This is a genomic window from Streptomyces sp. NPDC099050 (genome assembly GCF_044759865.1).
Taxonomy (GTDB): domain Bacteria; phylum Actinomycetota; class Actinomycetes; order Streptomycetales; family Streptomycetaceae; genus Streptomyces.
In genome coordinates this window covers 68167-91244 of record NZ_JBIWAE010000014.1, presented here as the reverse complement: position 1 = coordinate 91244, position 23078 = coordinate 68167, and the positions used below count along the sequence as shown (strand labels likewise).

Genomic DNA, 23078 nt, shown 5'->3' with positions numbered 1-23078 from the left:
ATGAGCCGACTTGCCCAGACCGCCGGCCTGACGGACGACCAGAGGGACATCCTCAAGACCGTCCGGGAGTTCGTAGACAAGGAGATCATCCCGGTCGCGACCGAGCTGGAGCACCGGGACGAATACCCGCAAGCGATCGTCGACGGCCTCAAGGAACTCGGCCTCTTCGGCCTGATGATCCCGGAGGAGTACGGCGGCCTGGGTGAGTCGCTGCTCACCTACGCGCTGTGCGTCGAGGAGATCGCGCGCGGCTGGATGTCCGTCTCGGGCATCATCAACACGCACTTCATCGTGGCGTACATGCTCAAGCAGCACGGGACGCAGGAGCAGCGGGAGCACTTCCTTCCGCGGATGGCGCTGGGCGAGGTGCGCGGCGCGTTCTCGATGTCCGAGCCGGGGCTCGGCTCCGATGTGTCGGCCATCACCTCGAAGGCGGTGAAGGACGGCGACGAGTACGTCCTGAACGGCCAGAAGATGTGGCTGACGAACGGCGGCACGTCCACGCTGGTGGCCGTTCTGGTGCGCAGTGACGAAGGACACCCGGAGGGCACCGCGCCCCACAAGTCGATGACGACCTTCCTCGTGGAGAAGGAGGCCGGCTTCGGTGAGGTCCGGCCCGGCCTGACCATCCCGGGCAAGATCGACAAGATGGGCTACAAGGGCGTCGACACGACCGAGCTCATCATGGACGGACTGCGCATTCCGGCCAATCGGGTCCTCGGCGGGGAGACCGGCCGAGGGTTTTACCAAATGATGGACGGGGTCGAGGTCGGCCGCGTCAACGTGGCGGCCCGTGGCTGCGGCGTCGCACAGCGTGCGTTCGAGCTGGGTGTCTCGTATGCCCAGCAACGTCATACTTTCGGCAAGGCCATCGCCGAGCACCAGGCGATCCAGTTCAAGCTGGCCGAGATGGCTACCAAGGTCGAAGCTGCCCATGCGATGATGGTCAATGCAGCACGCAAAAAGGACTCCGGGGAACGAAACGACCTCGAAGCAGGGATGGCGAAGTACCTCGCCTCCGAGTACTGCAAGGAGGTGGTGGAGGACGCGTTCCGTATCCACGGTGGCTACGGCTTCTCGAAGGAGTACGAGATCGAGCGCCTCTACCGCGAGGCGCCCATGCTGCTCATCGGTGAAGGTACCGCCGAGATCCAGAAAATGATCATCGGGCGACGCCTGCTCGAGGAGTACCGGCTCCAGGGCTGAAAGTCCCTTTTGGGGTAAATCATCCAGTGGTTTCCCGCGAAAGGGTCACTAGCAGTCACTGGCTCACGGCCATCGACTCGGCTTCTGGCTTGCCCAGTTGTTGCGCGCAACCGATAGCATTCCAGTAAAGCCGCCGTCCCGTCCCCCCGTTTGCGGCGCGGCATCACCCGCTACGAAGGTCATCCATGCCCCACAGCCAAACCTCTGCACCTCGCGTCGGCCTCCTCGGTGGACGCCTCGCGCGCGGAGCATCGCCGTGGCTTCTGCCGACCGTCGCCACCGCCGCCGTCAGCCTCGTCCGGGCCCGCAAGTCCGGACGCTGGGCGGCCGTGGCCGTGCCCACCACCGCGCTCGCGGCGGGCATGCTGTGGTTCTTCCGCGACCCCGAGCGTGAGATCACGCAGGGCAGGGTCATCTCGCCCGCCGACGGTGTGGTGCAGAGCATCATGCCGTGGAAGGACGGGCGCACCCGCGTCGCGATCTTCATGAGCCCCCTGAACGTCCACGTCAACCGCGCGCCCCTCGCGGGCACGGTGACGTCCGTGGAGCACGTCCCCGGTGGATTCGTTCCGGCGTTCAACAAGGAGAGCGAGAACAACGAGCGCGTCGTCTGGCACTTCGACACCGAACTCGGCGACATCGAGATGGTGCAGATCGCCGGCGCCGTCGCCCGTCGCATCGTCCCGTACCTGCCGGCCGGTACCAAGGTGGAGCAGGGCGAACGCATCGGTCTGATCCGCTTCGGCTCCCGCGTCGACATCTACCTCCCCGAGGGCGTCGAGGTCGCGGTCGAGGTCGGACAGGCCACCACCGCGGGGGTGACCCGAATTGACCGTGACTGAACCTGAAACCCCGGCGACGCCGGCGACCGGCTGGGTGCCGGAGGCGGCCGAGGAGGAGTCCACCGAGGACGACATGCCGCTGTCACTGCGGCTGTCGATAGCGGACACCCTCACCCTCGGCAACGCGACGTGCGGATTCATGGCGGTGTACTTCACCACCACCGGGATCCTCATCCCGCACCTCACCGGCAGCGGCGAGTCGGGCATGGCCCGCAGCAGCGCGGCCACCGCCGTGATACTGATGCTGCTCGCCGCGGTCTTCGACCTCTTCGACGGCATCGTGGCCCGCAAGCTGCGCAGCTCGCCGATGGGCGCGGAGCTGGACAACCTGTCCGACCTGATCAGCTTCGGCCTGGCTCCGGCGTACTTCGTGCTCGTCTACGGCATGGTCGCCGACGACGCCGTGCAGAAGATGTCGGCACTGGCGGCGATCGTGGTCCTGCTGGCGGTCGTCCTGCGCCTCGCGAGATTCAGCTGCGTGGCGATGAAGGACGGCATGTTCCAGGGCATGCCGAGCCCCTTCGGTGCGCTGACGGTCGTCTCGATCGTGCTGCTGGAGCTGCCGTTCATCCCGACCCTGCTGGCGATCGTCGGCGTGGCCTGGCTGATGGTGAGCCGGGTCGAGTACCCCAAGCCTCGGGGTGTCCTCGCGGTGGCGATGCTGAGCTGGATCGTCGCGGCGATGGGTCTGCTGGCCGCGTGGGCGTTCGACGCGCCGGGCGGCGGGCTGCTGCTCCAGACCGGCTGCGCGCTGCAGATCGCTCTGGCGGCGACCATCCCGCTGTTCGCGACGACCCGTCGCGCGAACACGTTCCGCCACAACCGCCGCGAGGCGAGGGCCACCCAGGCCCCGTAGCCTCCGCCGCACGCACGCAAGGGCCCCCGGCCGCCACCAGGCAACCGGGGGCCCTTCCGCATGCGGGGGCCCTCCGCCCGCGGGAGCGGCGCACGCGCAGCCGGGCGCCCACCCCCGCGGGCACCCGGAGGGGGAAACAGCACCCGGGCCGGAGGCGAAGCCCGCATAGGCTTGGTGTCGGAAAACCGCCAGCCCAGGGGGCGGTCGCCCGGGAGGATGGGAGCCATGTACACCGATACGGAGCGTTGCGTGCGGGCCGTCCAGTCGAAGGACGCGCGGTTCGACGGATGGTTCTTCACCGCCGTCAGGACCACCGGGATCTACTGCCGCCCCAGCTGCCCCGCCGTACCGCCCAAGGTCGAGAACATGACCTTCCTGCCCAGCGCCGCCGCCTGCCAGCAGGGCGGGTACCGGGCCTGCAAGCGGTGCCGGCCCGACACCTCGCCCGGCTCCCCCGAGTGGAACGCCCGAGCCGACGCCGTCGCACGCGCCATGCGCCTCATCCAGGACGGCGTGGTCGACCGCGAGGGCGTCACCGGGCTCGCCACGCGGCTGGGGTACTCCTCCCGGCAGGTGGAGCGCCAGCTGAACGCCGAGCTCGGCGCCGGGCCCCTCGCCCTGGCCAGGGCCCAGCGCGCGCAGACCGCACGGCTGCTGATCGAGACCTCCGGGCTCCCGATGGGCGACATCGCCTTCGCCGCCGGGTTCTCCTCCATCAGGACCTTCAACGACACCGTCCGCGAGGTCTTCGCCCTGGCCCCGAGCGAGCTCCGGGCGCGGGCGGCGCGCCGGGGGGCCGCCCCGGAAGCCGGCGCCGCAGCCGGAGCCGCCCAGGTGCCCGGCACCATCAGCCTGCGGCTGCCCTTCCGCGCCCCGCTCACCCCCGACAACCTCTTCGGCCACCTCGCCGCGACCGCCGTCCCCGGGATCGAGGAGTGGCGGGCGGGCGCCTACCGCCGCACGCTGCGGCTGCCGTACGGCACCGGCGTCGTCTCCCTCACCCCGCGGCCCGACCACATCGGCTGCCGCCTCGCCCTCACCGACCTGCGGGACCTGACCATCGCCATCAGCCGCTGCCGCCGGCTCCTGGACCTCGACGCGGACCCCGAGGCCGTGGACGAACAGCTGAGCGCCGACCCGCTGCTGGCCCCGCTCGTGGCCAAGGCTCCCGGCCGCCGGGTGCCGCGTACCGTCGACGCGGAGGAGTTCGCCGTACGGGCGGTCCTCGGCCAGCAGGTGTCGACCGCGGCGGCCCGTACGCACGCGGCCCGCCTGGTGCGCGCCCTCGGCGAGCCGGTGGCCGATCCCGACCCCGAGGGCGGGCTGACGCACCTGTTCCCCACCTCGCAGGCCCTGGCCGGGATGGACCCGGAGTCCCTCGCCCTGCCGCGCAGCCGGCGCACCACCTTCACCACGCTCGTCTCGGCCCTGGCCGACGGCTCGCTCCCGCTCGGGATCGACAGCGACTGGGAGGCGGCCCGCGCACGACTGGGGGCGCTGCCCGGGTTCGGGCCGTGGACCACCGAGATCATCGCGATGCGGGCCCTGGGCGATCCGGACGCCTTCATCCCGGCCGACCTGGGGATCCGGCGGGCGGCGAAGGGGCTCGGGCTGCCCTCCACGCCCGCGGCGCTCACGGCCCGCGCGGCGCGCTGGCGGCCCTGGCGCGCGTACGCCGTGCAGTACCTGTGGGCCACGGAGGACCACGCCATCAACGTCCTGCCGGCCTGACCCCGACCCCGGTCCCGACCCCGACCCCACCGACTTCCGAGGAGTACGAGCATCATGAGCAGCAGTACCAAGCAGCACACCGTCGTGGACAGCCCCTACGGGCCGCTCACCCTCGTCGCCGCCGACGGGGTCCTCTGCGGCCTCTACATGACCGGGCAGCGCCACCGCCCGGCCGAGGAGGCCTTCGGGGAGCGCGTCGCGGCCGGTGAGGCGCCCTTCCCCGAGGTGATGCGGCAGCTGACCGCGTACTTCGCCGGGGAGCTCACCGACTTCAACCTGCCGGTCCGGCTGGAGGGCACCGAGTTCCAGCGCAGCGTGTGGGAGCAGCTCGTACGGATCCCCTACGGGCAGACCTGGTCCTACGGGGAGCTGGCCGCCAAGCTCGGCAAGCCGAACGCCTCGCGCGCGGTCGGCCTGGCCAACGGGAAGAACCCGGTCGGCATCATCGTGCCGTGCCACCGCGTCATCGGGGCCTCCGGCTCCATGACCGGCTACGGCGGCGGCATCGACCGCAAGGTGCGCCTGCTGGCCTTCGAGTCCGGGGCCGAGCAGCTCTAAGGGGTGTCTTGCCGATCGGACCGGGCCCCCGGTGCGACGGCCTCCAGGTCCGCGACCGTGCCGGACATGACGGTACGGACGTGCCGGGTGAGGTGTTCCACGGGCCAGTCCCACCAGGCCAGGGCGAGCAGGCGGGCGATCTCCTCGTCGGTGTGGCGGGTGCGGATGAGGGTGGCCGGGTTGCCGCCGACGATCCCGTAGTCGGGGACGTCGTCCACGACCACGGCCCCGGCGGCGATGATCGCGCCGTGCCCGATGCGTACCCCGGGCATGACCATCGCGTCGTAGCCGAACCAGACGTCGTTGCCAACGACGGTGTCGCCCCGGCCGGGCAGGCCGGCGAGCAGGTCGAAGTGCTCGGCCCAGGACCCGCCCATGATGGGGAACGGGAAGGTGGAGGGGTCGTCCATCCGGTGGTTGGCGCCGTTCATGAGGAAGCGGACCCCGGTGCCCAGTGCGCAGAACTTCCCGATGACCAGCTTCTCCGGCCCGTAGTGGTAGAGCACGTTGCGGGTCTCGAAGGCGGTGGGGTCGTCCGGGTCGTCGTAGTAGGAGTACTCCCCCACCTCGATCAGCGGTGAGGTCACCAGCGGCTTCAGCAGGACCACGCGCGGCTGCCCGGGAACCGGGTGGAGCACCGTCGGGTCCGCGGGCAAGGGGAGGGAACTCACGGCTAGACGACCACCAGCGGGACGAGCAGCGCGAAGGCCGCGCCGGCCTCGACCGCGTAGGCGTACAGGGACGGGTGCTGGACGGGGGCCGCGAGCAGGACCACGCTCTGCTGCGCGGCGGCCGCGCCGACCCAGTCGGCGTCGGCGCCGAGGCCGCCCTGGTACCAGCCCTCGCAGGCGCCGGGGCCGGTGACGGCGAGGACGTCGTCCTCGCGGCGGTAGAAGGCCTGCCAGCCCTCGGCCGGTACGGACCAGGCCTCGAAGTCGGTGAACTGCGCCCAGCCGCCGTCGCGGATCGCGGTGTCGAACATCCAGACCGGCACCCCCTCGGGGGTGACCTCGCCGCTCTCCTGCTGGTCGGTGGTGAAGTGGACCATGGGCAGGGCGTCGGGCCCGTCGGCGGTGCTGGGCCAGGCGTACATCGTGATCATCTGCTGAATTCTGTCCTGCTCGGTGTAGGCACGGAATAACGAGCGGAAGGGGCTACGAGGCCTGCGGCCCGCGGCCGTTCTCCAGCTCCACGGTGCCCTCGCCGGACCGCAGCACGCGGTACGCCTCCTGGGTGCGCAGGCCCAGGGAGCCGAGCAGATGGTCCGTCAGCTCGGCCGGATCCACGAGCCGCCACGAGAGCAGCTCCTCCTCCTGGAGCTTGATGGAGGCGAGCTGTGCGGCGTCGAGCACGCCGCCGTCGTAGAGGTACGCGACGAGCGGGGGCCGGCCCGGGGCGGTCGACCAGTCGACGGCGAGCAGCCGGCCGAGCGGTACGTCGATGCCGATCTCCTCGGCGCTCTCCCGGCGGGCGGCCGTACGCGGGGACTCCCCCGTGTCCGACTCGATGGTGCCGCCCGGCAGGGCCCAGCCCTCCCGGTAGTTGGGCTCGACGAGGAGCACCCGGCCCTCGGCGTCCCGGAAGAGGGCGGCCGCGCCGGCCAGCACCCGGGGCAGGCTCGCGATGTAGGTGGCGTAGTCATCGGTGGTGGTCACCGCGCAACCCTACCCAGCCGCCCCGGGCCCGCGGGGATCACCCTTCCGGGGTGGACCCGCCGCCGGTTCCGCCACCCGTGCCGCCGCCGCTTCCGCCGCCGGTTCCGCCACCTGTGCCGCCGCCGCTTCCGCCGCCGGTGCCGTCCTCGCGGTCGCGGCTCCTCGACTCCGCCACGCGGCGCAGGCGGGGGTGGCGGGCCGGGCCCTGTTCGGTGATGGCGTCGCCGACCATGGCCTTGACCGCGTCCCGCATTCCGTGCAGGGGGTGATGGCGGACGGGGCCCGCGCCCGGGTCCTCCCGCAGCTCCTTCACCAGGGCCCAGCACAGGAGCAGCATCACCACCACGAAGGGCAGCGCGACCAGGATGGTGGCCGTCTGGAGGGATTTCAGGCCGCCCGCGACGAGGAGCACGGCGGCCACGGAGGCCATCAGCACGCCCCAGGTGACCACGAGCCAGGTCGGCGGGTGCAGGGAGCCGCGGCTGGTGAGGGAGCCCATGACGAGGGAGGCGGAGTCGGCGCTGGTGACGAAGTACGTCATCACCAGGAGCATCGCGATCCACGAGGTGACCGTGCCGAGCGGGAGGGCATCGAGCATCGCGAAGAGCGTGGCCTCGGTGCCCTCCTCGGCCTTGGCGGCCATGTCGGCGACACCGGTGGAGTCGAGGCGGATCGCGGTGCCACCCATGACGCAGAACCAGACGACGGTGGCGCCGCTGGGCACCAGGAGCACGCCGACGAGGAACTCGCGGATGGTGCGGCCGCGCGAGATGCGGGCGATGAAGGTGCCGACGAAGGGCGCCCAGGAGAGCCACCACGCCCAGTAGAAGATCGTCCACGCGCCGAGCCACTCGCTGTCGGTGAAGGCGCCGGTGCGGGTGGCCATCGGGAGCAGTTCGTGCAGGTAGCCGCCGATGCTCGCCGGGATCACGTCGAGGATGTAGACCGTCGGGCCGAGGAGGAAGACGAAGGTCATCAGGGCCGCGGCGAGCACGATGTTGATCGTGCTGAGCCATTTGACGCCCTTGTGCAGCCCGGAGAATGCGGAGAGCACGAAGGCCGCCGACAGGGATCCGATGATGATCAGCTCGACCGTGGTCGAGTCCTCGATCCCCGTCGTGATGTTGAGCCCCTTGGCCACCTGGAGGGCGCCGAGGCCGAGGCTGGTCGCGGTGCCGAAGACGGTCGCGAAGACGGCGAGCAGGTCGATGGCCTTGCCCTGCCAGCCGTTGGCGCGCTCCTCGCCCATGAGGGGGACGAAGGCGGAGCTGAGGCGGTTGCCGCGGCCCTTGCGGAAGGTCGCGTAGGCGAGGGCGAGGCCGGCGATGCCGTAGATCGCCCAGGGGGTGAGGGTCCAGTGGAAGAAGGAGTAGTCGAGGGCGGCGCGGGCGGCGTCGCCGGTGCCGGGCGCCGCGCCCGAGGCCGGGGGCGGGTTCAGGTAGTGGGTGAGCGGCTCGCCCACCCCGTAGAACATCAGCCCGATGCCCATGCCGGCGCTGAACATCATCGCGATCCACGCGAGGTTCGTGAACTCCGGCTCCGAGTCGTCCTTGCCGAGGCGGATCCGGCCGAAGCGGCTGATGGCGAGCACGACGCACATGACGAGGAACACATCGGCGGCGATCACGAAGAGCCACGCGAAGTTGCTCAGCACCCAGGCCAGCGCGCTGCTCGACGCGGAGTCGAAGGAGCTCTTCCCGAGGGCCGCCCACGCGACCACGGCCAGGACGGAGACCACTCCGATGACGACGACCGTACGGTCGGGCGTGCCGTCCGCCCCCGCCCCGTCAGCCCCGTGGCCGGGGCCTTCGGAGCCGCCACCTGGGGAATCCGGACGTGGCTGTTCCAGTGAATCCGTGCTCATGCGGCCACACTATGCAGGCGTATATCCCTATTTAGGGGCATGCCGCGCCGTGTGTGGCCCAGGCCACGCATGGGCATAGGAGGATCCTCCGGATAGGCTCATGGGAGGCGCGACTGCACTGTTCGATAGCAAGGGATTAGCAAGGTGACGGACGGAGCAGTAACTGAGACCGCGCGCGTGCTCATCGCCGCGGACAAATTCAAGGGCTCGCTCACGGCCGTTCAGGTCGCGGAGCGGGTCACGGCCGGCCTGCGCAAGGCCGTACCGGGCGTGGAGATCGAGACCCTCCCCGTCGCGGACGGCGGCGACGGTACGGTCGCGGCCGCCGTGGCGGCCGGTTTCGAACGCCGGGAGGTACGGGTCACCGGACCGCTCGGTGACCAGGTCACGGCCGCTTTCGCGCTGCGCGAGGGCACCGCGGTGGTCGAGATGGCGGAGGCCTCGGGTCTCCAGCTGCTGCCCGCGGGTGTCTTCGCCCCGCTGACGGCGACCACCTACGGCTCCGGCGAACTGCTGAAGGCCGCACTCGACGCGGGAGCGCGCTCGATCGTCTTCGGTGTGGGCGGCAGCGCCACCACCGACGGCGGCGCGGGCATGCTGGCCGCGCTGGGCGCGGTGTTCCTGGATGCGAACGGTGAACCCGTCGGTCCGGGCGGCGGCGCGCTGGCCGGGCTGGCCTCGGCCGACCTGTCGGGCGTCGACCCCCGCATCAAGGAGATCGACCTCGTCCTGGCGAGCGACGTGGACAACCCTCTGACGGGTCCCAAGGGCGCTCCGGCGGTCTACGGCCCGCAGAAGGGGGCGTCGCCCGAGGACGTGGCGACGCTGGACGCGGCGCTGGCGCACTTCGCGGTGGTCCTGGAGAAGTCGATCGGTTCCCTGGCCGCCGAGGCGGCGGTTTCGCCCGGCGCGGGCGGAGCGGGCGGCATCGGCTACGGGGCCTTGCTGCTCGGTGCGTCGTTCCGTCCCGGCATCGAGCTGATGCTGGAGGTGCTCGGCTTCGCGCCGGCGCTGGAGCGGGCCACGCTGGTGATCACCGGTGAGGGTTCGCTGGACGAGCAGACGCTCCACGGCAAGGCTCCGGCCGGTGTCGCGGCGGCGGCTCGCGCCGCGGGCAAGCCGGTCGTCGCGGTCTGCGGCCGCCTGCTGCTCACGCAGGAGGCCCTCGAGGCCGCCGGGATCCAGCGGGCGTACCCGCTCACGGACCTGGAGCCGGACCCGGCGGTGAGCATCCCGAACGCGGGGCCGCTGCTGGAGCGGGTGGCTGAGAACATCGCGGGCGACGTGCTCTGACGAGGCGTCCGCCCTGTCCGGCGGCCCGGATCCCCTGACGGGGGGTCCGGGCCGCCGGCGTGTGCGGGGGCCCCGGACGTTCTCCCACGGGGGCCGGCAAGATCCGGAAGAGACGGCCTAAGCCTTGGCCGCCGCGAGGAGCTGAGCCGTGGTGACGATGCGGGCGAAGCCGCCGCCCTGGAGGTTGACCGCGGTGGCGGTGGCGAGCTGGTCGGCCGTCAGCCGGGGCGCGTCCGGGCCGGGTTCGGCGGCGAGGTCGAAGGTGTGGGTGGCATCGAGCGGCACGAGCACCTCGTAGCCCAGGTTCCCGGCCATCCGGGCCGTGGTCTCGACGCACATGTTCGTCTGGATGCCGGAGACGACGAGCTGTCCGACGCCCCGGGCGGTGAGCCAGTCGGCGAGGTCCGGGGTGCCGTAGAAGGAGGAGTTCACGGACTTGGTGACGTGCAGGGCCGCCCCGCCGGCCCGCTCGGCGACGAAGTCCTTGAGGGCGTACCCGGGCCGGTCCGGCGCGAGGACCGAGCCGGGGGTGCGGGAGGCGTGCTGCACGAGCACGACCGGGCGGCCGGTCTCCTGCCAGGCGTCCATCAGCGCGGCGATGTTCGCCTCGGCGGCCGGGTTGTTGCGCGGGCCCCAGAAGTCGGCGTCTTCGAAGCCCTGTTGGACGTCGATGACCAGGAGGGCGCTGTTCGCGGCGATCTCGATGGCGGTGGCGGTGGCGGCATCGGCGGCGGCGGCAGTGGCGGTGGTGGTCGCGGTCTCAGGTGCGGTCTCGTTCGTCATGGCCTCATCCTGGGCGTCTCCTCCCCCTCGGACCAGTACCGCCCGGACCGGGAACCGATGGGATCCTGCCACTGTGGCAGTCCGGGCCCGGCGAGGTCCGGCGGGGGCTCCGCCCCAGGTCGGGGGCCTCCCGGCTGCATCCGCCGGGGGCTCGGCCCTCCCCTTCCGGCGGGCCTCCGTGGCAGACTCTCGGCCATGCACCGCGTCGCGATCGTCGCCCAGCCCGGCATCCGCGCTTTCGACCTGGCCGTCATCACCGAGGTCTGGGGGCACGACCGCGGCCACCGCGGGGTACCGCCGTTCGAGCTGCGCCGGTGCGCCCTCGACACCGGCCCGATCCCGCTCCCCGGCGGGCTCTCCCTGACCCCGGACCGCGGGCTCGACTGGCTCGCCCGCGCCGACCTCGTCGTGGTCCCCGCGCTGGACCGGCCCGGTGACCCGACGCCCGAGCCGGTCCTCGCCGCCCTGCGGGACGCCCACGCCCGGGGCATCGCGGTGGCCGCCCTGTGCGCGGGCGCCTTCATCCTCGCCGAGGCCGGGCTGCTGGCGGGCCGCCGGGCCGTGACGCACTGGTCGCTGGCCCCGTCACTGGCCGGCCGGTACCCCGCCGTACGGGTCGAGGAGGCCCCGCTCTACGTCGGGGACGACGGGCTGTGGACCTCCGCCGGAGTCGCCTCCGGCATCGACCTCTGCCTGCACCTGGTCCGCGAGGCCCACGGCTCCGAGGCGGCCGCGGCCATCGCCCGCGCGATGGTGACCGGCCCCTTCCGGACCGGCGAGCACGCCCAGTACCTGGACCGCCCGACCCCGCTCGCCGACCGGACCGCCGAGGCGCTGGCCCTCGTACGGGAGCGGGCGCTCGGGCGGCTGCACGAGGCGCTGGACGTGGCCACCCTGGCCCGGTGGGCCGGGATGTCGCCGCGTTCCTTCGCCCGGCACTTCGCCGCGGCGACCGGCACCACCCCGCAAAAATGGCTCCTGGGCCACCGTCTGGACGAAGCCCGCAAACTGCTGGAGCGCACCGATCACCCGGTCACCGAGGTGGCCCGGCGGGCCGGATTCGCCAGCGAGGTCACCTTCCGCCAGCACTTCACCTCGTACGTCGGCACGAGTCCTCGCGCGTACCGTGCGGCCGCTACCGCACCAGGACCCCCGGGGCCTCCCCCAAACCCCGCCGACAGTGTTAGAAATGGCTCATGACCGGACGTTTTGGCCCAGCCGGGGGCTCCGGAGGAGCGCCCGAGGACAGGCCCCCGCCCGAGGACGGGTCCCCACCCGGAACCGGGCCCGGACGCTCCCGGCTGTTCGCGCACCTCTCGCTCGGCGCCCGCAGCGTCGCCGGCCAGGTCTTCGCCCTGCAAGCGGTCCTCGTGCTGGTGCTGATCACGGCCGCCGCCACGACCCTGTTCTTCCAGGCCCGGTACGACAGCCGGCGCGACGCCCGCAACCGCTCCCTCGCCGCCGCCGAGGCCTTCGCGCACGCCCCCGGCCTCCCGGCGGCCCTCGAGTCCGCCGACCCGACCGCCGAGCTCCAGCCGCTGGCCGAGGGCGCCCGCCGGGCCTCGGGCGTCGATTTCATCGCCGTCATGACCACCGACGGGATCCGGTACACCGACTCCCGCCCCGAGCTGATCGGACAGCGCGCCACCGGCGACCTCTCCCGCGCCGCGGCCGGGCAGCCCTTCACCGAGACGTTCGAGGGCAAGCCGAGCGACGTGGTCCGCGCCGTGGTCCCCGTACGGGATTCCACGGGCGCGGTGGTCGGCCTGGTCGCCACCGGCATCGAGGTCGCGAACGTCGGCGACGGGGTCGAGGGCCAGCTGCCCCTGCTCTTCGGCGCGGCCACGGGCGCCCTGCTCCTGGGCACCGGCGGCGCGGCCCTCGTCAGCCGCCGGCTGCGGCGCCAGACCCGGGGCCTCGGCGAGGCCGAGATGACCCGGATGAACGAACACCACGAGGCGGTTCTGCACGCCGTCCGCGAGGGCGTCCTGATCATCGACGCCGAAGGCCGGCTGCTGCTCGCCAACGACGAGGCCCGCCGCCTCCTCGACCTGCCCGCCGACGCCGAGCTGCGCCACGTGCGCGAGCTCGGCCTCGATCCGCCGACGGCCGCGCTGCTGGCATCCGGGCGGGCCGCCACCGACGAGGTCCACCGGGCGGGCGACCGGCTCCTCGCCGTGAACGTACGCCCGACCAAGCCCTACGGGGGCCGCCCTACGGGCACCGTGACCACCCTGCGCGACTCCACCGAGCTCGCCGCGCTCTCCGGCCGGGCCGCGGTCGCCCGCGACCGCCTCCAGCTGCTCTACGACGCCGGTGTGCGCATCGGGACCACCCTGGACGTGGTGCGCACCGCCGAGGAGCTCTCCGAGGTCGCGGTCCCGCGGTTCGCGGACTTCGCCACGGTCGAGCTGCTGGAGCCGGTGCTGCGCGGCGAGGAGCCCGGCAGCGGCACGCACACCGAGATGCGCCGGGCCGCCATCAGCGGGATCCGCGTGGACTCCCCGCTCCAGCCGGTGGGCGACGTCATCCGCTTCGTGGTGCCGACCGCGCCGATGGCCGCGGCCCTGGACGCCGGGCGGGCGGTCCTCGCGGCCGATCTGAACGCCGCCTTCGGCTGGCGGGCCCAGGACCAGGACGGCACCCGGGTGGCCCTGGACTACGGGCTGCACTCGCTGGTCTGCGTACCGCTCCAGGCCCGCGGGGTGGTTCTCGGCATGGCCAACTTCTGGCGGGCCGACACCCCCGAGCCCTTCGACGAGGAGGACCTGTCCTTCGCCGAGGAGCTGGCGGCGCGGGCCGCGGTCTCCATCGACAACGCCCGCCGCTTCACGCGCGAGCACGCGGTGGCGGTGACCCTCCAGCGGAGTCTGCTGCCGCGGGTGCTGCCCGATCTGAGCGCAGTGGACGTCGCCTTCCGGTACCTGCCGGCTAAGGCGGGGGTGGGCGGGGACTGGTTCGACGTGATCCCGCTCGCCGGGGCCCGGGTCGCGCTGGTCGTCGGCGACGTGGTGGGGCACGGGGTGCACGCCGCCGCCACCATGGGCCGGCTGCGGACCGCCGTGCACAACTTCTCCACGCTCGACATGCCGCCCGACGAGCTGCTGGGCCACCTCGACGAGCTGATCGACCGGATCGACCAGGACGAGTCCTCGGCCGACGAGGGTGCCGGGGACGGCGAGTCCGCGGGCGTCACCGGCGCCACCTGCCTGTACGCGGTGTACGACCCGGTGTCCGGCCACTGCGCCATGGCCAGCGCGGGTCACCCCGGCCCGGCCCTGGTCCTGCCCGACGGCCGGGTCGAGTACCCCGAGCTGCCGATCGGGCTGCCGCTGGGCGTCGGCGGGATGCCCTTCGAGGCCGTGGAGCTGCGGCTGCCCGAGGCGAGCCGGCTCGTACTGTTCACCGACGGGCTGCTGGAGGACCGCGACCGGGACTTCGACACCGGCATCGCCCTGCTGACCGAGGCCCTGTCCCGGCCGGACCGAAGCCCCGACCAGGCCTGTTCCGACGTACTGGCCTCGCTGCTGTTCCCGGCGCCGAGCGATGACATCGCCCTGCTCATCGCCGACACCCGGCGCCTCCCGGCCGACCGGATCGCGGAGTGGGAGGTGCTCCCGGACCCCTCGGACGTGTCCCGGGTCCGCCGGGCGGGCTCCGCGCAGCTCACCGCGTGGGGCCTGGGGGAGGTCACCTTCACCGCCGAGCTCATCCTCAGCGAGCTGATCACCAACGCCATCCGTTACGGGACCCCGCCGATCCGGGTCCGGCTGCTCCGGGACCGCACGCTGATCTGCGAGATCTCCGACGGCAGCAGCACCTCACCGCACCTGCGCTACGCGGCCACGACCGACGAGGGCGGGCGCGGCCTGTTCCTCGTCGCCCAGTACGCCGAGCGCTGGGGCACCCGCTACACGGACCGCGGCAAGGTGATCTGGGCGGAACTGCCCCTGACGGGCGGGGCGGAGCCGTCGCCCCCGGCCGTCGTGGACCTGGAGGCCCTGGAGGACCTGGCCTGGTAGCGGAAGGCCGTGACACCCGTTCTAGAGCCGCGCGGCAAGCCGGGCCTTCGCCCGCGGCCATTCGCCGGCCAGCAGGGAGAAGTACACGGTGTCGCGCCAGGTGCCGTCGTGACGTCGGCGGTGGCGGCGCAGGACGCCTTGTCCATGTACGTGGTCCAGCCGGCGGCCCGGCCGCTTTCGAGGTGGATGACGACGAAGGGGACGTACTCGCCGCGCTCCGCGTCCTCCAGCAGGCCGTCGAGCACGGCGCCCAGCTCCTCCTGCGACAGCGGCGCGCCGCCCGACCAGCCATTCACAGGGTCCGTGCCAGCAGCACCGCCACGTCGTCCTGCGGGGCCTCCGGGAGGAGGCGTTCCAGGATCGCGTCGCACAGGGCCTCCAGCGGCTCCCCCGCGCCCCTCAGGGCCCCCGCCAGTCCCGCCATCCCCTCGTCCAGGTCCCGGTCCCGGGACTCGATGAGGCCGTCCGTGTAGAGCACGAGCAGGCTGCCCGGGTCGAGGCGGACCTCCTCCGTGCGGAACTCCCGTCCACCCGTGCCGAGCGGGGTTCCCGGCGGGCCGTCCAGGAAGGTCACGGCCCCGGCGGCCGTGACCACGGCCGGCGGCGGATGGCCGGCGCGGGCGATGACGCACGCGCCCGTCACCGGGTCGTGGACGGCGTAGACGCAGGTGGCCATCTCGTCCTCGCCGAGGTCGGCCACGACCGCGTCCAGCGAGCGGAGCATCTCCTCCGGAGTCACCTGGTGCCGCGCCAGGGTCCGTACGGCGGTGCGCAGCTGGCCCATGACCGCGGCCGCGTGGATGCCGTGGCCCATCACGTCGCCGATCACCAGGCCGGTCCGGCCGTCCGGCAGCTCGATCACGTCGAACCAGTCCCCGCCGACGTCGTGGTCGCTGGCCGGCAGGTAGCGGCCGGTCAGCTCCAGGCCGGCGACCTCGGGCAGCGCGTTGTTGGTGAGGCTGCGCTGCAGCGTCAGGGCCGCCGCGCGCTGGGTGGTGTACATCCGGGCGTTGTCGATGTTCAGGGCCGCCCGGGCCACCACCTCGTCGATCAGCACGCAGTCCTCGTGGTCGAAGACCTCGCGCCCGCGCACCCGGGTCACCACGACCACCCCGAGCACCCTCCCGCGGGCCACCAGCGGCACCATGCGGGCGCAGCCGAGGGTGGCCAGGTACGCGCGCAGCGCGGCCGCGCGCGGGTCCTTGATCAGGGCCGGGATGTCGGCGGTGAAGAGGTTCATCGCCACGCCCTCGGTAATGACCTGCTCGTAGGCGGTGTGCGCCGGGATCTGGAAGGTCTGCCCGGCGACCAGCTTGGCGGTGGGCGCGGCCGGGTCCGGGAAGAGGGAAGCCAGGCGGCGCAGCAGGCCCCGGGTGGACGCGCCCGCCTCGTCCGGGTCCAGTACGGCTTCCAGGAGCTGTACGTCGGCCGAGTCGGCGAGCTGCGGCACCAGCACCTCCGCGAGCTCCTGGGCCGTCTGCCTGAGGTCCAGCGTGGTGCCGATGCGGGTTCCGGCCTCGGAGAGCAGGGCGAACCGGCTGCGGGCCCGCTCCGCCTCCGCCTGGGCGCGCTGCCCGTCGGTGATGTCGATGAGGGAGGCGATCAGGCCGAGCCGCCGCCCGGAGCCGTCCAGCAGCGGGGCGTAGGAGCAGGACCAGGTCCGGTCGTGGTCGGGGTCGGCGGGGGTGCGGCCGGTGCGGCGGACGTCCACGACGGCGGAGCCGCACTCCAGCACCTTGCGCATGAGCCGCTCGAGCGCGGCGGCGTTGACCCCGGGCACGACCTCGGTGAGCCGTTTGCCCACGTGCTCGGCGGCGGACACCCCGTTCATCCGGGCGAGGGCGTCGTTGACTCGCAGGAAGCGCAGGTCGGGGCCGAGGGTGCCGAGGCCGATCGGCGACTGGGTGAACAGGCTCTGCAGCGCGGCGAGCGAATCGCGCATCCGCAGGACCTCGGAGGTCTCCACGGCGATGAGCATGGAACCGGTGCGCCCCTGCGGATCCGGGGAGGGCAGGATCCACATCTCCATGGCGACCTGATGTCCGTCGCGGTGGCGCACGGGCAGGGTGCCGACGACCGTCTCCCCGGCCTGGACCCGGCGGGTCAGCTGGTCGGCGAGCTCGTGGTTGGCGTCGGGGACGAGCACGTCGGAGCCCGGCCGGCCGAGGATGTCCTCGGGGCGGTGGCCGAGCAGGTCCTGGGCGGCCAGCGACCACTCGACGACGAGCCCGTCGGCGTCCTCCCGCCACAGGGCGATCGGCAGCAGCTCGCTCAGTACGCCCGCGTACCCGACAGCAGCCACCGGCTGGTCCGGTACCTCGCTCGTCTCCTGGTACGTGTCCAATGCGCCGACCTCACCCCAGGGGGCCCGATTCCTACCGATTCACCCTATCCGAGCCTCAGCCGACCGGCGCTGTGTCGGGCCGGACGGGGCGGAATCGCGGCAACCGGGCCACCGCTCCCCCGCCGTCCGCTCTCCGCCGCCCGCTCCCCGTCGGCTCGTCCCAGTCGCCTGCTCCCCGTCGCCTGCTCCCCATCGTCTACTCCCAGTCGTCTACTCCCAGTCGTCCCAGGGCGGGTCGATGTCCTCGTCCTCCGGGCCGAAGAGCGACTCCTCCGCCCGAGGGGCCTGCTGGGTCTGGGTCTGGGTCTGCGTCTGGGCGGGCACGGCCGGGACCGCCGCAGGGGCGGCGGCGGCCGCCCGGGGGGCCGGGGCGGCGGCCGTAGCCGGGGCGGCCGCGGTCTCCGCCTCCGTGCCCTCCGCGCCCTCCGCGCCCGGCCCGGGCCGCTCGCCGCCCAGGGTCTTCAGGATGCCCTCGGCGTACTTGGCGAGCTTCGCCTCGCCGACTCCGTTGATCGTGCCCAGCTCCGCGACCGTCACGGGCAGCCGCGTCGCGATCTCCCGCAGCGTCGCGTCGTGGAAGACGACGTACGCCGGCACGCCCTGCTCCCGCGCCGTCTCGGCGCGCCACGCCCGGAGGGACTCGAACACCGGCACGGCGGCCGCCGGCAGGTCGACCGGTACCCGGCCGCCCTTCCCGGAGCGCGACCCGGACTCCTTGCGGGAGGAACCGGCCGGCGGCGCCGTCTCCTTGCGCATCGGGACGCTCCGCCGGCCGCCCAGCACCTCGCCGCTGGCCTCGGTCAGCACCAGCGTGCCGTAGTCGCCCTCCACCGCCAGCAGTCCGAGCGCCAGCAGCTGCCGGACGACCCCGCGCCATTCGTTGGTGCCCAGGTCGGCGCCGATGCCGAACACGGAGAGGCCGTCGTGGTCGAACTGGATGACCTTGGCCGTCTTCTTGCCCTGGAGGATGTCGATGATCTGGCCGGCGCCGAACTTCTGGCGCCGCTCCTTGGCCAGCCGCCACACCGTGGACAGCAGCTTCTGCGCCGCGACCGTCCCGTCCCAGGACTCGGCGGGCGTCAGGCAGGTGTCGCAGTTCCCGCAGTCCGGCGCGCCGGTCTGCCCGAAGTACGCCAGCAGCCGCACCCGGCGGCAGCCGACCGTCTCGCACAGCGCGAGCATCGCCTCCAGGTGTCCGGCCAGCGCGCGGCGGTGCGCCTCGTCTCCCTCGGAGCCCTCGATCATCTTGCGCTGCTGCACCACGTCCTGGAGCCCGTACGCCAGCCAGGCCGTGGCCGGCTCGCCGTCGCGGCCCGCGCGGCCGGTCTCCTGGTAGTAGCCCTCGACCGATTTGGGCAGGTCCAGGTGGGCCACGAAGCGCACGTCCGGCTTGTCGATGCCCATGCCGAACGCGATCGTGGCCACCACCACGACCCCGTCCTCCCGCAGGAACTTCGACTGGTTCGCCGCGCGCGCCCGGGAGTCCATGCCCGCGTGGTAGGGCACGGCATCGATGCCCTGCTCGACCAGGGCCGCCGCCGTCTTCTCCACCGAGGCGCGCGAGAGGCAGTACACGACCCCGGCGTCGCCGGGGTGCTCGGTGCGGATCAGCTCCAGCAGCTGCTTGACCGGGTTGTTCTTCCCCACGATCCGGTACTGGATGTTCGGCCGGTCGAAGCCGGCCACGAAGTGGCGGGCTTCCTCCAGGCCGAGCCGCGCCGCGATCTCGGCGTGCGTGGCCTCGGTGGCCGTCGCGGTCAGCGCGATCCGGGGCACCTTCGGCCAGCGCTCGTGCAGCATGGACAGCGCGAGGTAGTCGGGCCGGAAGTCGTGGCCCCACTGGGCGACGCAGTGCGCCTCGTCGATGGCGAAGAGCGAGACCGTGCCCCGGTCGAGCAGCCGCTGCGTCCCTTCGCTGCGCAGCCGCTCGGGCGCCAGGTAGAGCAGGTCGAGCTCGCCCGCGAGGAAGGCCTGCTCCACCGCGCGCCGGTCGTCGGACAGCTGCGTCGAATTGAGGAACCCGGCCCGCACCCCGAGCGCGTTGAGGGCGTCCACCTGGTCCTGCATCAGGGCGATCAGCGGGGAGATCACCACTCCGGTACCCGCTCTGACCAGCGCCGGGATCTGGTAGCAGAGCGATTTGCCGCCGCCGGTGGGCATCAGCACCAGCGCGTCGCCGCCGCCGGCGACGTGCTCGATGATCTGCTGCTGCTCGCCGCGGAACGAGTCGTACCCGAAGACGCGGTGGAGCACCTGCTGGGCGTCGGGGATCTCGACGGCTGCTTCCGAAGTGGTCATCCCAGAAGCCTAGCGACCTCCTCGGACACATCCGCCCGGATCCGCCCGGCCCTGTGGATATCCGGGAGGGCAGCTCGGCCCCGCACGCGGCGCGGCCGGGCACCTCGACGGCCCGACCGGTGACACAGTGGAAGACCTCCCGTATCCCCCGGTCTCCGAGAGGAACACGCGATGTGGCAGCCCGACGGGTGGGACGTGCGCGTCCGCCTCGGCGTCCTCACCCCGCACGCCGATGTCGGCCCCGAGTCCGAACTGCGCGCCATGGCTCCCGCCGACGTGGGCCTGCACACCGCCCGGGTGCCGTTCCGGGCGATGGGACGCGGCGGCGCGATCGACTCCACCATTCCGCTGGCCCCCGTACGGGCCTTCGCCGAGCCCCCGCACCTGGACGATGCCGCCGAGCTGCTGGCGGCTGCCCCCGTGTCGGTGATCGCCTACGCCTTCACCAGCTCCGCCTACGTCATCGGCCCGCGCGGGGAGGGGTACATGCTGGACCGGCTGCGCGAGCGCACCCACGGGCTGCCCGTGGTCGCCACCTGCGCCGCCACCGTCGAGGCGCTGCGGGTCCTGGGCGCCGGCCGGATCGCCCTGGTGGACCCGCCGTGGTTCGACGAGACACTGAGCGACCTGGGCCGGGGCTACTACGAGGACACCGGCTTCGAGGTCCCGTACGCCGCCCCCTGCGGCCTGCCCAGCGGGCAGACCCTCATCGGACCGCGGGCCCTGCACGACTGGGTGGCCGCGCACGTCCCCGACACGGCGGACGCGGTCGTCATCGGCGGCAACGGCTTCCGCGCCGTCGGGGCGATCGCGGCCCTGGAGGCCACCCTGGGACGCCCGGTCCTGACCGCGAACCAGACCCTCCTGTGGGCGGCCCTGCGCGCGGCGGGCACCCCGACGGCCCCCGTCACGGACTACGGCCGACTGTTCTCGGCCGGCTAGCCCGTCAGCTCCCGACGGGCGGGACGGCGGGTGCGGCGGGCACGGCGGGTGCGGCGGGTGCGTCGGGCACGGGCGCGGGCTCGATCGTGCGCCGCCTGAGGAGCAGCACCACGATCAGGGAGGCCTGGAGGACGATGATCAGGAGCATGCCCAGGGATGCCTGGGGCTCGTCTCCCACCAGGTTGGAGAACAGGCTGGTGTCCCACAGGCCGTGGACGAGCATCGGCAGCAGGATGGTGCCGCCGACGCGCAGGCACAGATAGAAGAAGTAGCCCGAGGTGGACACCAGGACGGCCTGCACGAGGGCCTGCGGCCCCTCGCCGATGGCGTTGCTGACGTGCGCGAGGCCGAAGACGAGCGAGGAGTAGAGGGCGACCTTGCCCTCGGTGAGTCCGGCGCGGCGGAAGACGTGGACGCCGATGCCCCGGAACATGAGCTCCTCGCCGACTCCGACGAACAGCCCGAGCAGCAGCAGGCAGGCCACGAGGGAGACGCTCTGGTCGGCGAGGTGTCCGAAGTTCAGGCCGACCAGCGCGACGACGAGCATCGAGATCGGCACCCAGCGCACCCAGCGCCGCACGGGCGCCCGGTAGGTGAGGACTTCGCTCCACCAGCCGAGCCAGGTGACGAGGGCCGCGCCGAACACGATCGACGCTCCGATGGGGATCAGGGCGTTGCGGACCAGTGACTCGGTGGTGGGGAAGGCGCTGTCGGAGTAGCTGGTGTCCAGCCCGACCAGGAGTCCCAGTCCCTGGATGACCACCAGGTACACGACCACCACGACCAGGAACCAGGGCCACGAAAGCCTTCTTCCCGGCCGACCCCGGTCCTGGCCCTGGCCCTGGTCCTGGCCCCGGTCCTGGTCCTGGCCCCGCTCCTGGCCCCGGCCCTCCCGTATCGCGTCCGTACCGTCCCCCACAGCTGCTCCTTCTCACCCGGTCGTCGACTTGTCCGACTTTCAGAGAAGAATCCCATACGGAATGCAACAAAAAGCACCAGGGATCCCCATTCGGGCTTAACGGGACCTACCCCCCGGCTCAGGCTCTTCCACCGCTGCCGCGAACGCCTCGTGGGCCCGCTCGTCGAAGGAGTAACCCGAAGGTCTGCGTGGCGATCTCATCCGCGCCTTCGTGGCCGATGATGCCGCCGGGGACCTCGGATGCGTCTTCCTCCAGGTGCGGGCAGTGGCGTCACTGGTGAAGAAATTCAGGGCGTCGGAGCAGGCGGTGGCGGCGGGGTGGCCGCCGGGGCACTGTCCGACGCCCCTTCCACGCGAGCGCGCCCGGCCGCACCGTGAGGTGGGCCGGGGCGGAGCGCGGCGCCTTACGACTGGGTCAGTGGTAGGCGTGGACGACGGCGTGGCCCTTGCCGCGGCCGATCATCCACTTGTTGACCGGAGTCGTGATCACGAAGGCCACGGCGAAGCCGCCCAGCAGCGCCGTCCAGAACAGCGCGTCCGACAGGTGCGCGTCCATCGCCCCGGGTGTCAGGGCGATGATGCCGTTGTCGACGAGCTCCATCACCGCGATCGAGACGGTGTCAGCGGCCAGAGCCACCTTGACCGCGCTCTTCCAGTCCAGACCGGCCCTGCGGACCGCGAACAGCGTGAACGAGTAGCCGAAGACGAACGCCAGCGTGATCGCCAGGACCATCGTCTGGACGTTGCCCCACATCAGAGCGGTACCGATGACCATGCCGAGGATCTCACCGATCGCACAGCCGGTCAGGCAGTGCAGCGTCGCCTTCGCGGCGGCCCCCCAGGTCACCCCGCCCATCTGGCGCCCGCTGTGAGCCGTGTGCGCCTGGTGTGCGCTGTGGTCGTGAGCGGCGGCTGCGTGGTGCGTGCTGTGGTCCATGACCGTCATCCCCAATCCCGTCCAGTGTGACCCCGCTCCCGCAGGCCCACACCAACCATATACCCCCCCAGGGTATTCGTTAAGGGGGTCAGCAGAGAATGAGGAAGGGGTGCGCCGAGCCGCGAAGGCCCCGCACACCCCTTCCACGGAGAGTGGTCAGCTCCTGCCGAGCAGGCTGTTCATCCGGGTGATCTCGGCGGTCTGTGAGGTGATGATGGCGTCGGCCATTGTCTTGGCGTCAGAGAAGGCACCTTCGGCCTTTTCCGTCTTCGCCATCGCCACGGCACCCTCGTGGTGCTTGATCATCATTTCCATGAAGGCGTTGTCGAACGCCTTGCCCGAGGAGTCCTTCAGTTTCTCCATCTCCTCGGCCGTCATCATCCCGGCCATGCCGTGCGCGGAGTGGTCCATGGCTCCCTCGGCGGGAACCTGCTCGCCCCATGAGGTGAGCCACCCGGAGAGCGTCTTGATCTCCGGGTCCTGCGCCTTCCTGATCTCGTCGGCGAGCTTCTTGACCTCGGCGGACTCGGCCCTGGTGGGAGCGAGGTCGGCCATTTCCACAGCCTGACGGTGGTGGGGGATCATCCCCTTGGCGAACGCGACGTCGGCCGCATTGTGCTGCCCCTGAGAGGCCGGAGCGGACGAGGAGGCCGAGGGAGAGGAGCTGCTGCCGTCGTGCCCGGCGGAGGTGTCGTCGCTCGACCCGCACGCGGCGAGCACGAGGGAGGCTGCGCCCGCGACGGCGACGAGGGCGGTCCGGCGGATGAGGTTCTTGTTCATGGTGGTGCGACTCCTTGATGCGCCGCCCCTGAGCGGGCGGGCGCCGAT

19 protein-coding genes are annotated in these 23078 nt (G+C 72.4%); 9 read left to right on the top strand and 10 right to left on the bottom strand.

The features are described 5' to 3' along the window. The 5 genes from ACIQV3_RS23495 (at position 1) to ACIQV3_RS23475 (ending at position 5193) form a co-directional block, all read left to right on the top strand. Positions 1-1206: an acyl-CoA dehydrogenase family protein gene (locus tag ACIQV3_RS23495; RefSeq protein WP_403714750.1), complete on the top strand. Its 1206-nt coding sequence runs from the start codon at positions 1-3 to the stop codon at positions 1204-1206. 185 nt (positions 1207-1391) lie between these two features. Beyond that, positions 1392-2048: a phosphatidylserine decarboxylase gene (locus ACIQV3_RS23490; protein ID WP_266885018.1), complete on the top strand. Its 657-nt coding sequence runs from the start codon at positions 1392-1394 to the stop codon at positions 2046-2048. Positions 2049-2121: 73 nt separating this feature from the next. Continuing rightward, positions 2122-2904, top strand: coding sequence for a CDP-diacylglycerol--serine O-phosphatidyltransferase (pssA, locus tag ACIQV3_RS23485; RefSeq protein ID WP_266912559.1), 783 nt, complete (start codon positions 2122-2124; stop codon positions 2902-2904). 225 nt (positions 2905-3129) lie between these two features. Further along, positions 3130-4635, top strand: coding sequence for an AlkA N-terminal domain-containing protein (locus tag ACIQV3_RS23480; protein ID WP_403714748.1), 1506 nt, complete (start codon positions 3130-3132; stop codon positions 4633-4635). A 54-nt stretch (positions 4636-4689) separates the two neighbouring features. Further along, the gene (locus ACIQV3_RS23475; RefSeq protein ID WP_403714746.1) at positions 4690-5193 is read left to right on the top strand and encodes a methylated-DNA--[protein]-cysteine S-methyltransferase; all 504 of its coding nucleotides are present in this window, start codon (positions 4690-4692) and stop codon (positions 5191-5193) included. On the opposite strand, the gene ACIQV3_RS23470 is transcribed toward ACIQV3_RS23475, so the two are convergent. Genes ACIQV3_RS23470 through ACIQV3_RS23455 form a run of 4 tightly spaced genes read right to left on the bottom strand, consistent with a single transcriptional unit; the run spans position 5190 to position 8712 of the window. Beyond that, positions 5190-5864 (bottom strand): CatB-related O-acetyltransferase, encoded by a 675-nt coding sequence (locus tag ACIQV3_RS23470; protein ID WP_403714744.1) that lies wholly within the window; start codon positions 5862-5864, stop codon positions 5190-5192. The two genes, ACIQV3_RS23475 and ACIQV3_RS23470, sit on opposite strands and share 4 nt — an antisense overlap. 2 nt (positions 5865-5866) lie before the next feature. Next, positions 5867-6295, bottom strand: coding sequence for a hypothetical protein (locus tag ACIQV3_RS23465; RefSeq protein WP_403714742.1), 429 nt, complete (start codon positions 6293-6295; stop codon positions 5867-5869). A gap of 52 nt (positions 6296-6347) precedes the next feature. Beyond that, positions 6348-6848, bottom strand: a complete 501-nt coding sequence (locus ACIQV3_RS23460) for an NUDIX domain-containing protein (RefSeq protein WP_403714740.1) — start codon at positions 6846-6848, stop codon at positions 6348-6350. A 37-nt stretch (positions 6849-6885) separates the two neighbouring features. Continuing rightward, positions 6886-8712, bottom strand: coding sequence for a BCCT family transporter (locus ACIQV3_RS23455; RefSeq protein WP_403714738.1), 1827 nt, complete (start codon positions 8710-8712; stop codon positions 6886-6888). Between the two features lie 144 nt (positions 8713-8856). Between ACIQV3_RS23455 and ACIQV3_RS23450 the strand changes: the two genes are divergently transcribed. Further along, on the top strand, positions 8857-10005 hold the full coding sequence (locus ACIQV3_RS23450) for a glycerate kinase (protein ID WP_403714736.1): 1149 nt from the start codon (positions 8857-8859) through the stop codon (positions 10003-10005). Between the two features lie 117 nt (positions 10006-10122). On the opposite strand, the gene ACIQV3_RS23445 is transcribed toward ACIQV3_RS23450, so the two are convergent. After that, positions 10123-10710 (bottom strand): cysteine hydrolase family protein, encoded by a 588-nt coding sequence (locus tag ACIQV3_RS23445; RefSeq protein ID WP_403714957.1) that lies wholly within the window; start codon positions 10708-10710, stop codon positions 10123-10125. A 273-nt stretch (positions 10711-10983) separates the two neighbouring features. Between ACIQV3_RS23445 and ACIQV3_RS23440 the strand changes: the two genes are divergently transcribed. After that, complete coding sequence (locus ACIQV3_RS23440) at positions 10984-11988, top strand: GlxA family transcriptional regulator (RefSeq protein WP_403714734.1); 1005 nt, start codon at positions 10984-10986, stop codon at positions 11986-11988. Then, positions 11985-14810, top strand: coding sequence for a SpoIIE family protein phosphatase (locus ACIQV3_RS23435; protein WP_403714732.1), 2826 nt, complete (start codon positions 11985-11987; stop codon positions 14808-14810). Before ACIQV3_RS23440 ends, ACIQV3_RS23435 begins: the two co-directional genes overlap by 4 nt. 292 nt (positions 14811-15102) lie before the next feature. Here the strand turns inward: ACIQV3_RS23435 and ACIQV3_RS23430 are convergent, their stop codons facing one another. Both ACIQV3_RS23430 and recQ read right to left on the bottom strand, forming a co-directional pair. Further along, complete coding sequence (locus tag ACIQV3_RS23430) at positions 15103-17154, bottom strand: SpoIIE family protein phosphatase (RefSeq protein WP_403714730.1); 2052 nt, start codon at positions 17152-17154, stop codon at positions 15103-15105. Positions 17155-17364: 210 nt separating this feature from the next. Next, a complete protein-coding gene (recQ, locus tag ACIQV3_RS23425; protein WP_403714728.1) occupies positions 17365-19452 on the bottom strand; it encodes a DNA helicase RecQ in 2088 nt (695 codons plus the stop codon). Between the two features lie 171 nt (positions 19453-19623). Between recQ and ACIQV3_RS23420 the strand changes: the two genes are divergently transcribed. Then, a complete protein-coding gene (locus ACIQV3_RS23420) occupies positions 19624-20394 on the top strand; it encodes a maleate cis-trans isomerase (protein WP_403714725.1) in 771 nt (256 codons plus the stop codon). A 4-nt stretch (positions 20395-20398) separates the two neighbouring features. Here ACIQV3_RS23420 and ACIQV3_RS23415 read toward each other — a convergent pair whose 3' ends face one another. The 3 genes from ACIQV3_RS23415 to ACIQV3_RS23405 all read right to left on the bottom strand — a co-directional run bounded on the left by ACIQV3_RS23415 (position 20399) and on the right by ACIQV3_RS23405 (position 23030). Next, entirely contained in the window at positions 20399-21313 is a 915-nt protein-coding gene (locus ACIQV3_RS23415) for a CPBP family intramembrane glutamic endopeptidase (RefSeq protein WP_403714723.1), read from the bottom strand. A gap of 415 nt (positions 21314-21728) precedes the next feature. Next, positions 21729-22250 (bottom strand): DUF4396 domain-containing protein, encoded by a 522-nt coding sequence (locus tag ACIQV3_RS23410; RefSeq protein WP_403714721.1) that lies wholly within the window; start codon positions 22248-22250, stop codon positions 21729-21731. 156 nt (positions 22251-22406) lie between these two features. Then, on the bottom strand, positions 22407-23030 hold the full coding sequence (locus tag ACIQV3_RS23405) for a DUF305 domain-containing protein (RefSeq protein ID WP_403714718.1): 624 nt from the start codon (positions 23028-23030) through the stop codon (positions 22407-22409). Positions 23031-23078: the final 48 nt, after the last annotated feature.

Excerpts from the sequence above, each read along its gene's own strand:
- recQ (WP_403714728.1), bottom strand. The coding sequence starts at position 19,452 with ATGACCACTTCGGAAGCAGCCGTCGAGATCCCCGACGCCCAGCAGGTG.
- ACIQV3_RS23435 (WP_403714732.1), top strand. The coding sequence starts at position 11,985 with ATGACCGGACGTTTTGGCCCAGCCGGGGGCTCCGGAGGAGCGCCCGAG.
- ACIQV3_RS23495 (WP_403714750.1), top strand. The coding sequence starts at position 1 with ATGAGCCGACTTGCCCAGACCGCCGGCCTGACGGACGACCAGAGGGAC.
- ACIQV3_RS23465 (WP_403714742.1), bottom strand. The coding sequence starts at position 6,295 with ATGATCACGATGTACGCCTGGCCCAGCACCGCCGACGGGCCCGACGCC.
- pssA (WP_266912559.1), top strand. The coding sequence starts at position 2,122 with ATGCCGCTGTCACTGCGGCTGTCGATAGCGGACACCCTCACCCTCGGC.
- ACIQV3_RS23410 (WP_403714721.1), bottom strand. The coding sequence starts at position 22,250 with ATGGACCACAGCACGCACCACGCAGCCGCCGCTCACGACCACAGCGCA.
- ACIQV3_RS23490 (WP_266885018.1), top strand. The coding sequence starts at position 1,392 with ATGCCCCACAGCCAAACCTCTGCACCTCGCGTCGGCCTCCTCGGTGGA.
- ACIQV3_RS23420 (WP_403714725.1), top strand. The coding sequence starts at position 19,624 with ATGTGGCAGCCCGACGGGTGGGACGTGCGCGTCCGCCTCGGCGTCCTC.
- ACIQV3_RS23440 (WP_403714734.1), top strand. The coding sequence starts at position 10,984 with ATGCACCGCGTCGCGATCGTCGCCCAGCCCGGCATCCGCGCTTTCGAC.
- ACIQV3_RS23405 (WP_403714718.1), bottom strand. The coding sequence starts at position 23,030 with ATGAACAAGAACCTCATCCGCCGGACCGCCCTCGTCGCCGTCGCGGGC.
- ACIQV3_RS23480 (WP_403714748.1), top strand. The coding sequence starts at position 3,130 with ATGTACACCGATACGGAGCGTTGCGTGCGGGCCGTCCAGTCGAAGGAC.
- ACIQV3_RS23475 (WP_403714746.1), top strand. The coding sequence starts at position 4,690 with ATGAGCAGCAGTACCAAGCAGCACACCGTCGTGGACAGCCCCTACGGG.
- ACIQV3_RS23455 (WP_403714738.1), bottom strand. The coding sequence starts at position 8,712 with ATGAGCACGGATTCACTGGAACAGCCACGTCCGGATTCCCCAGGTGGC.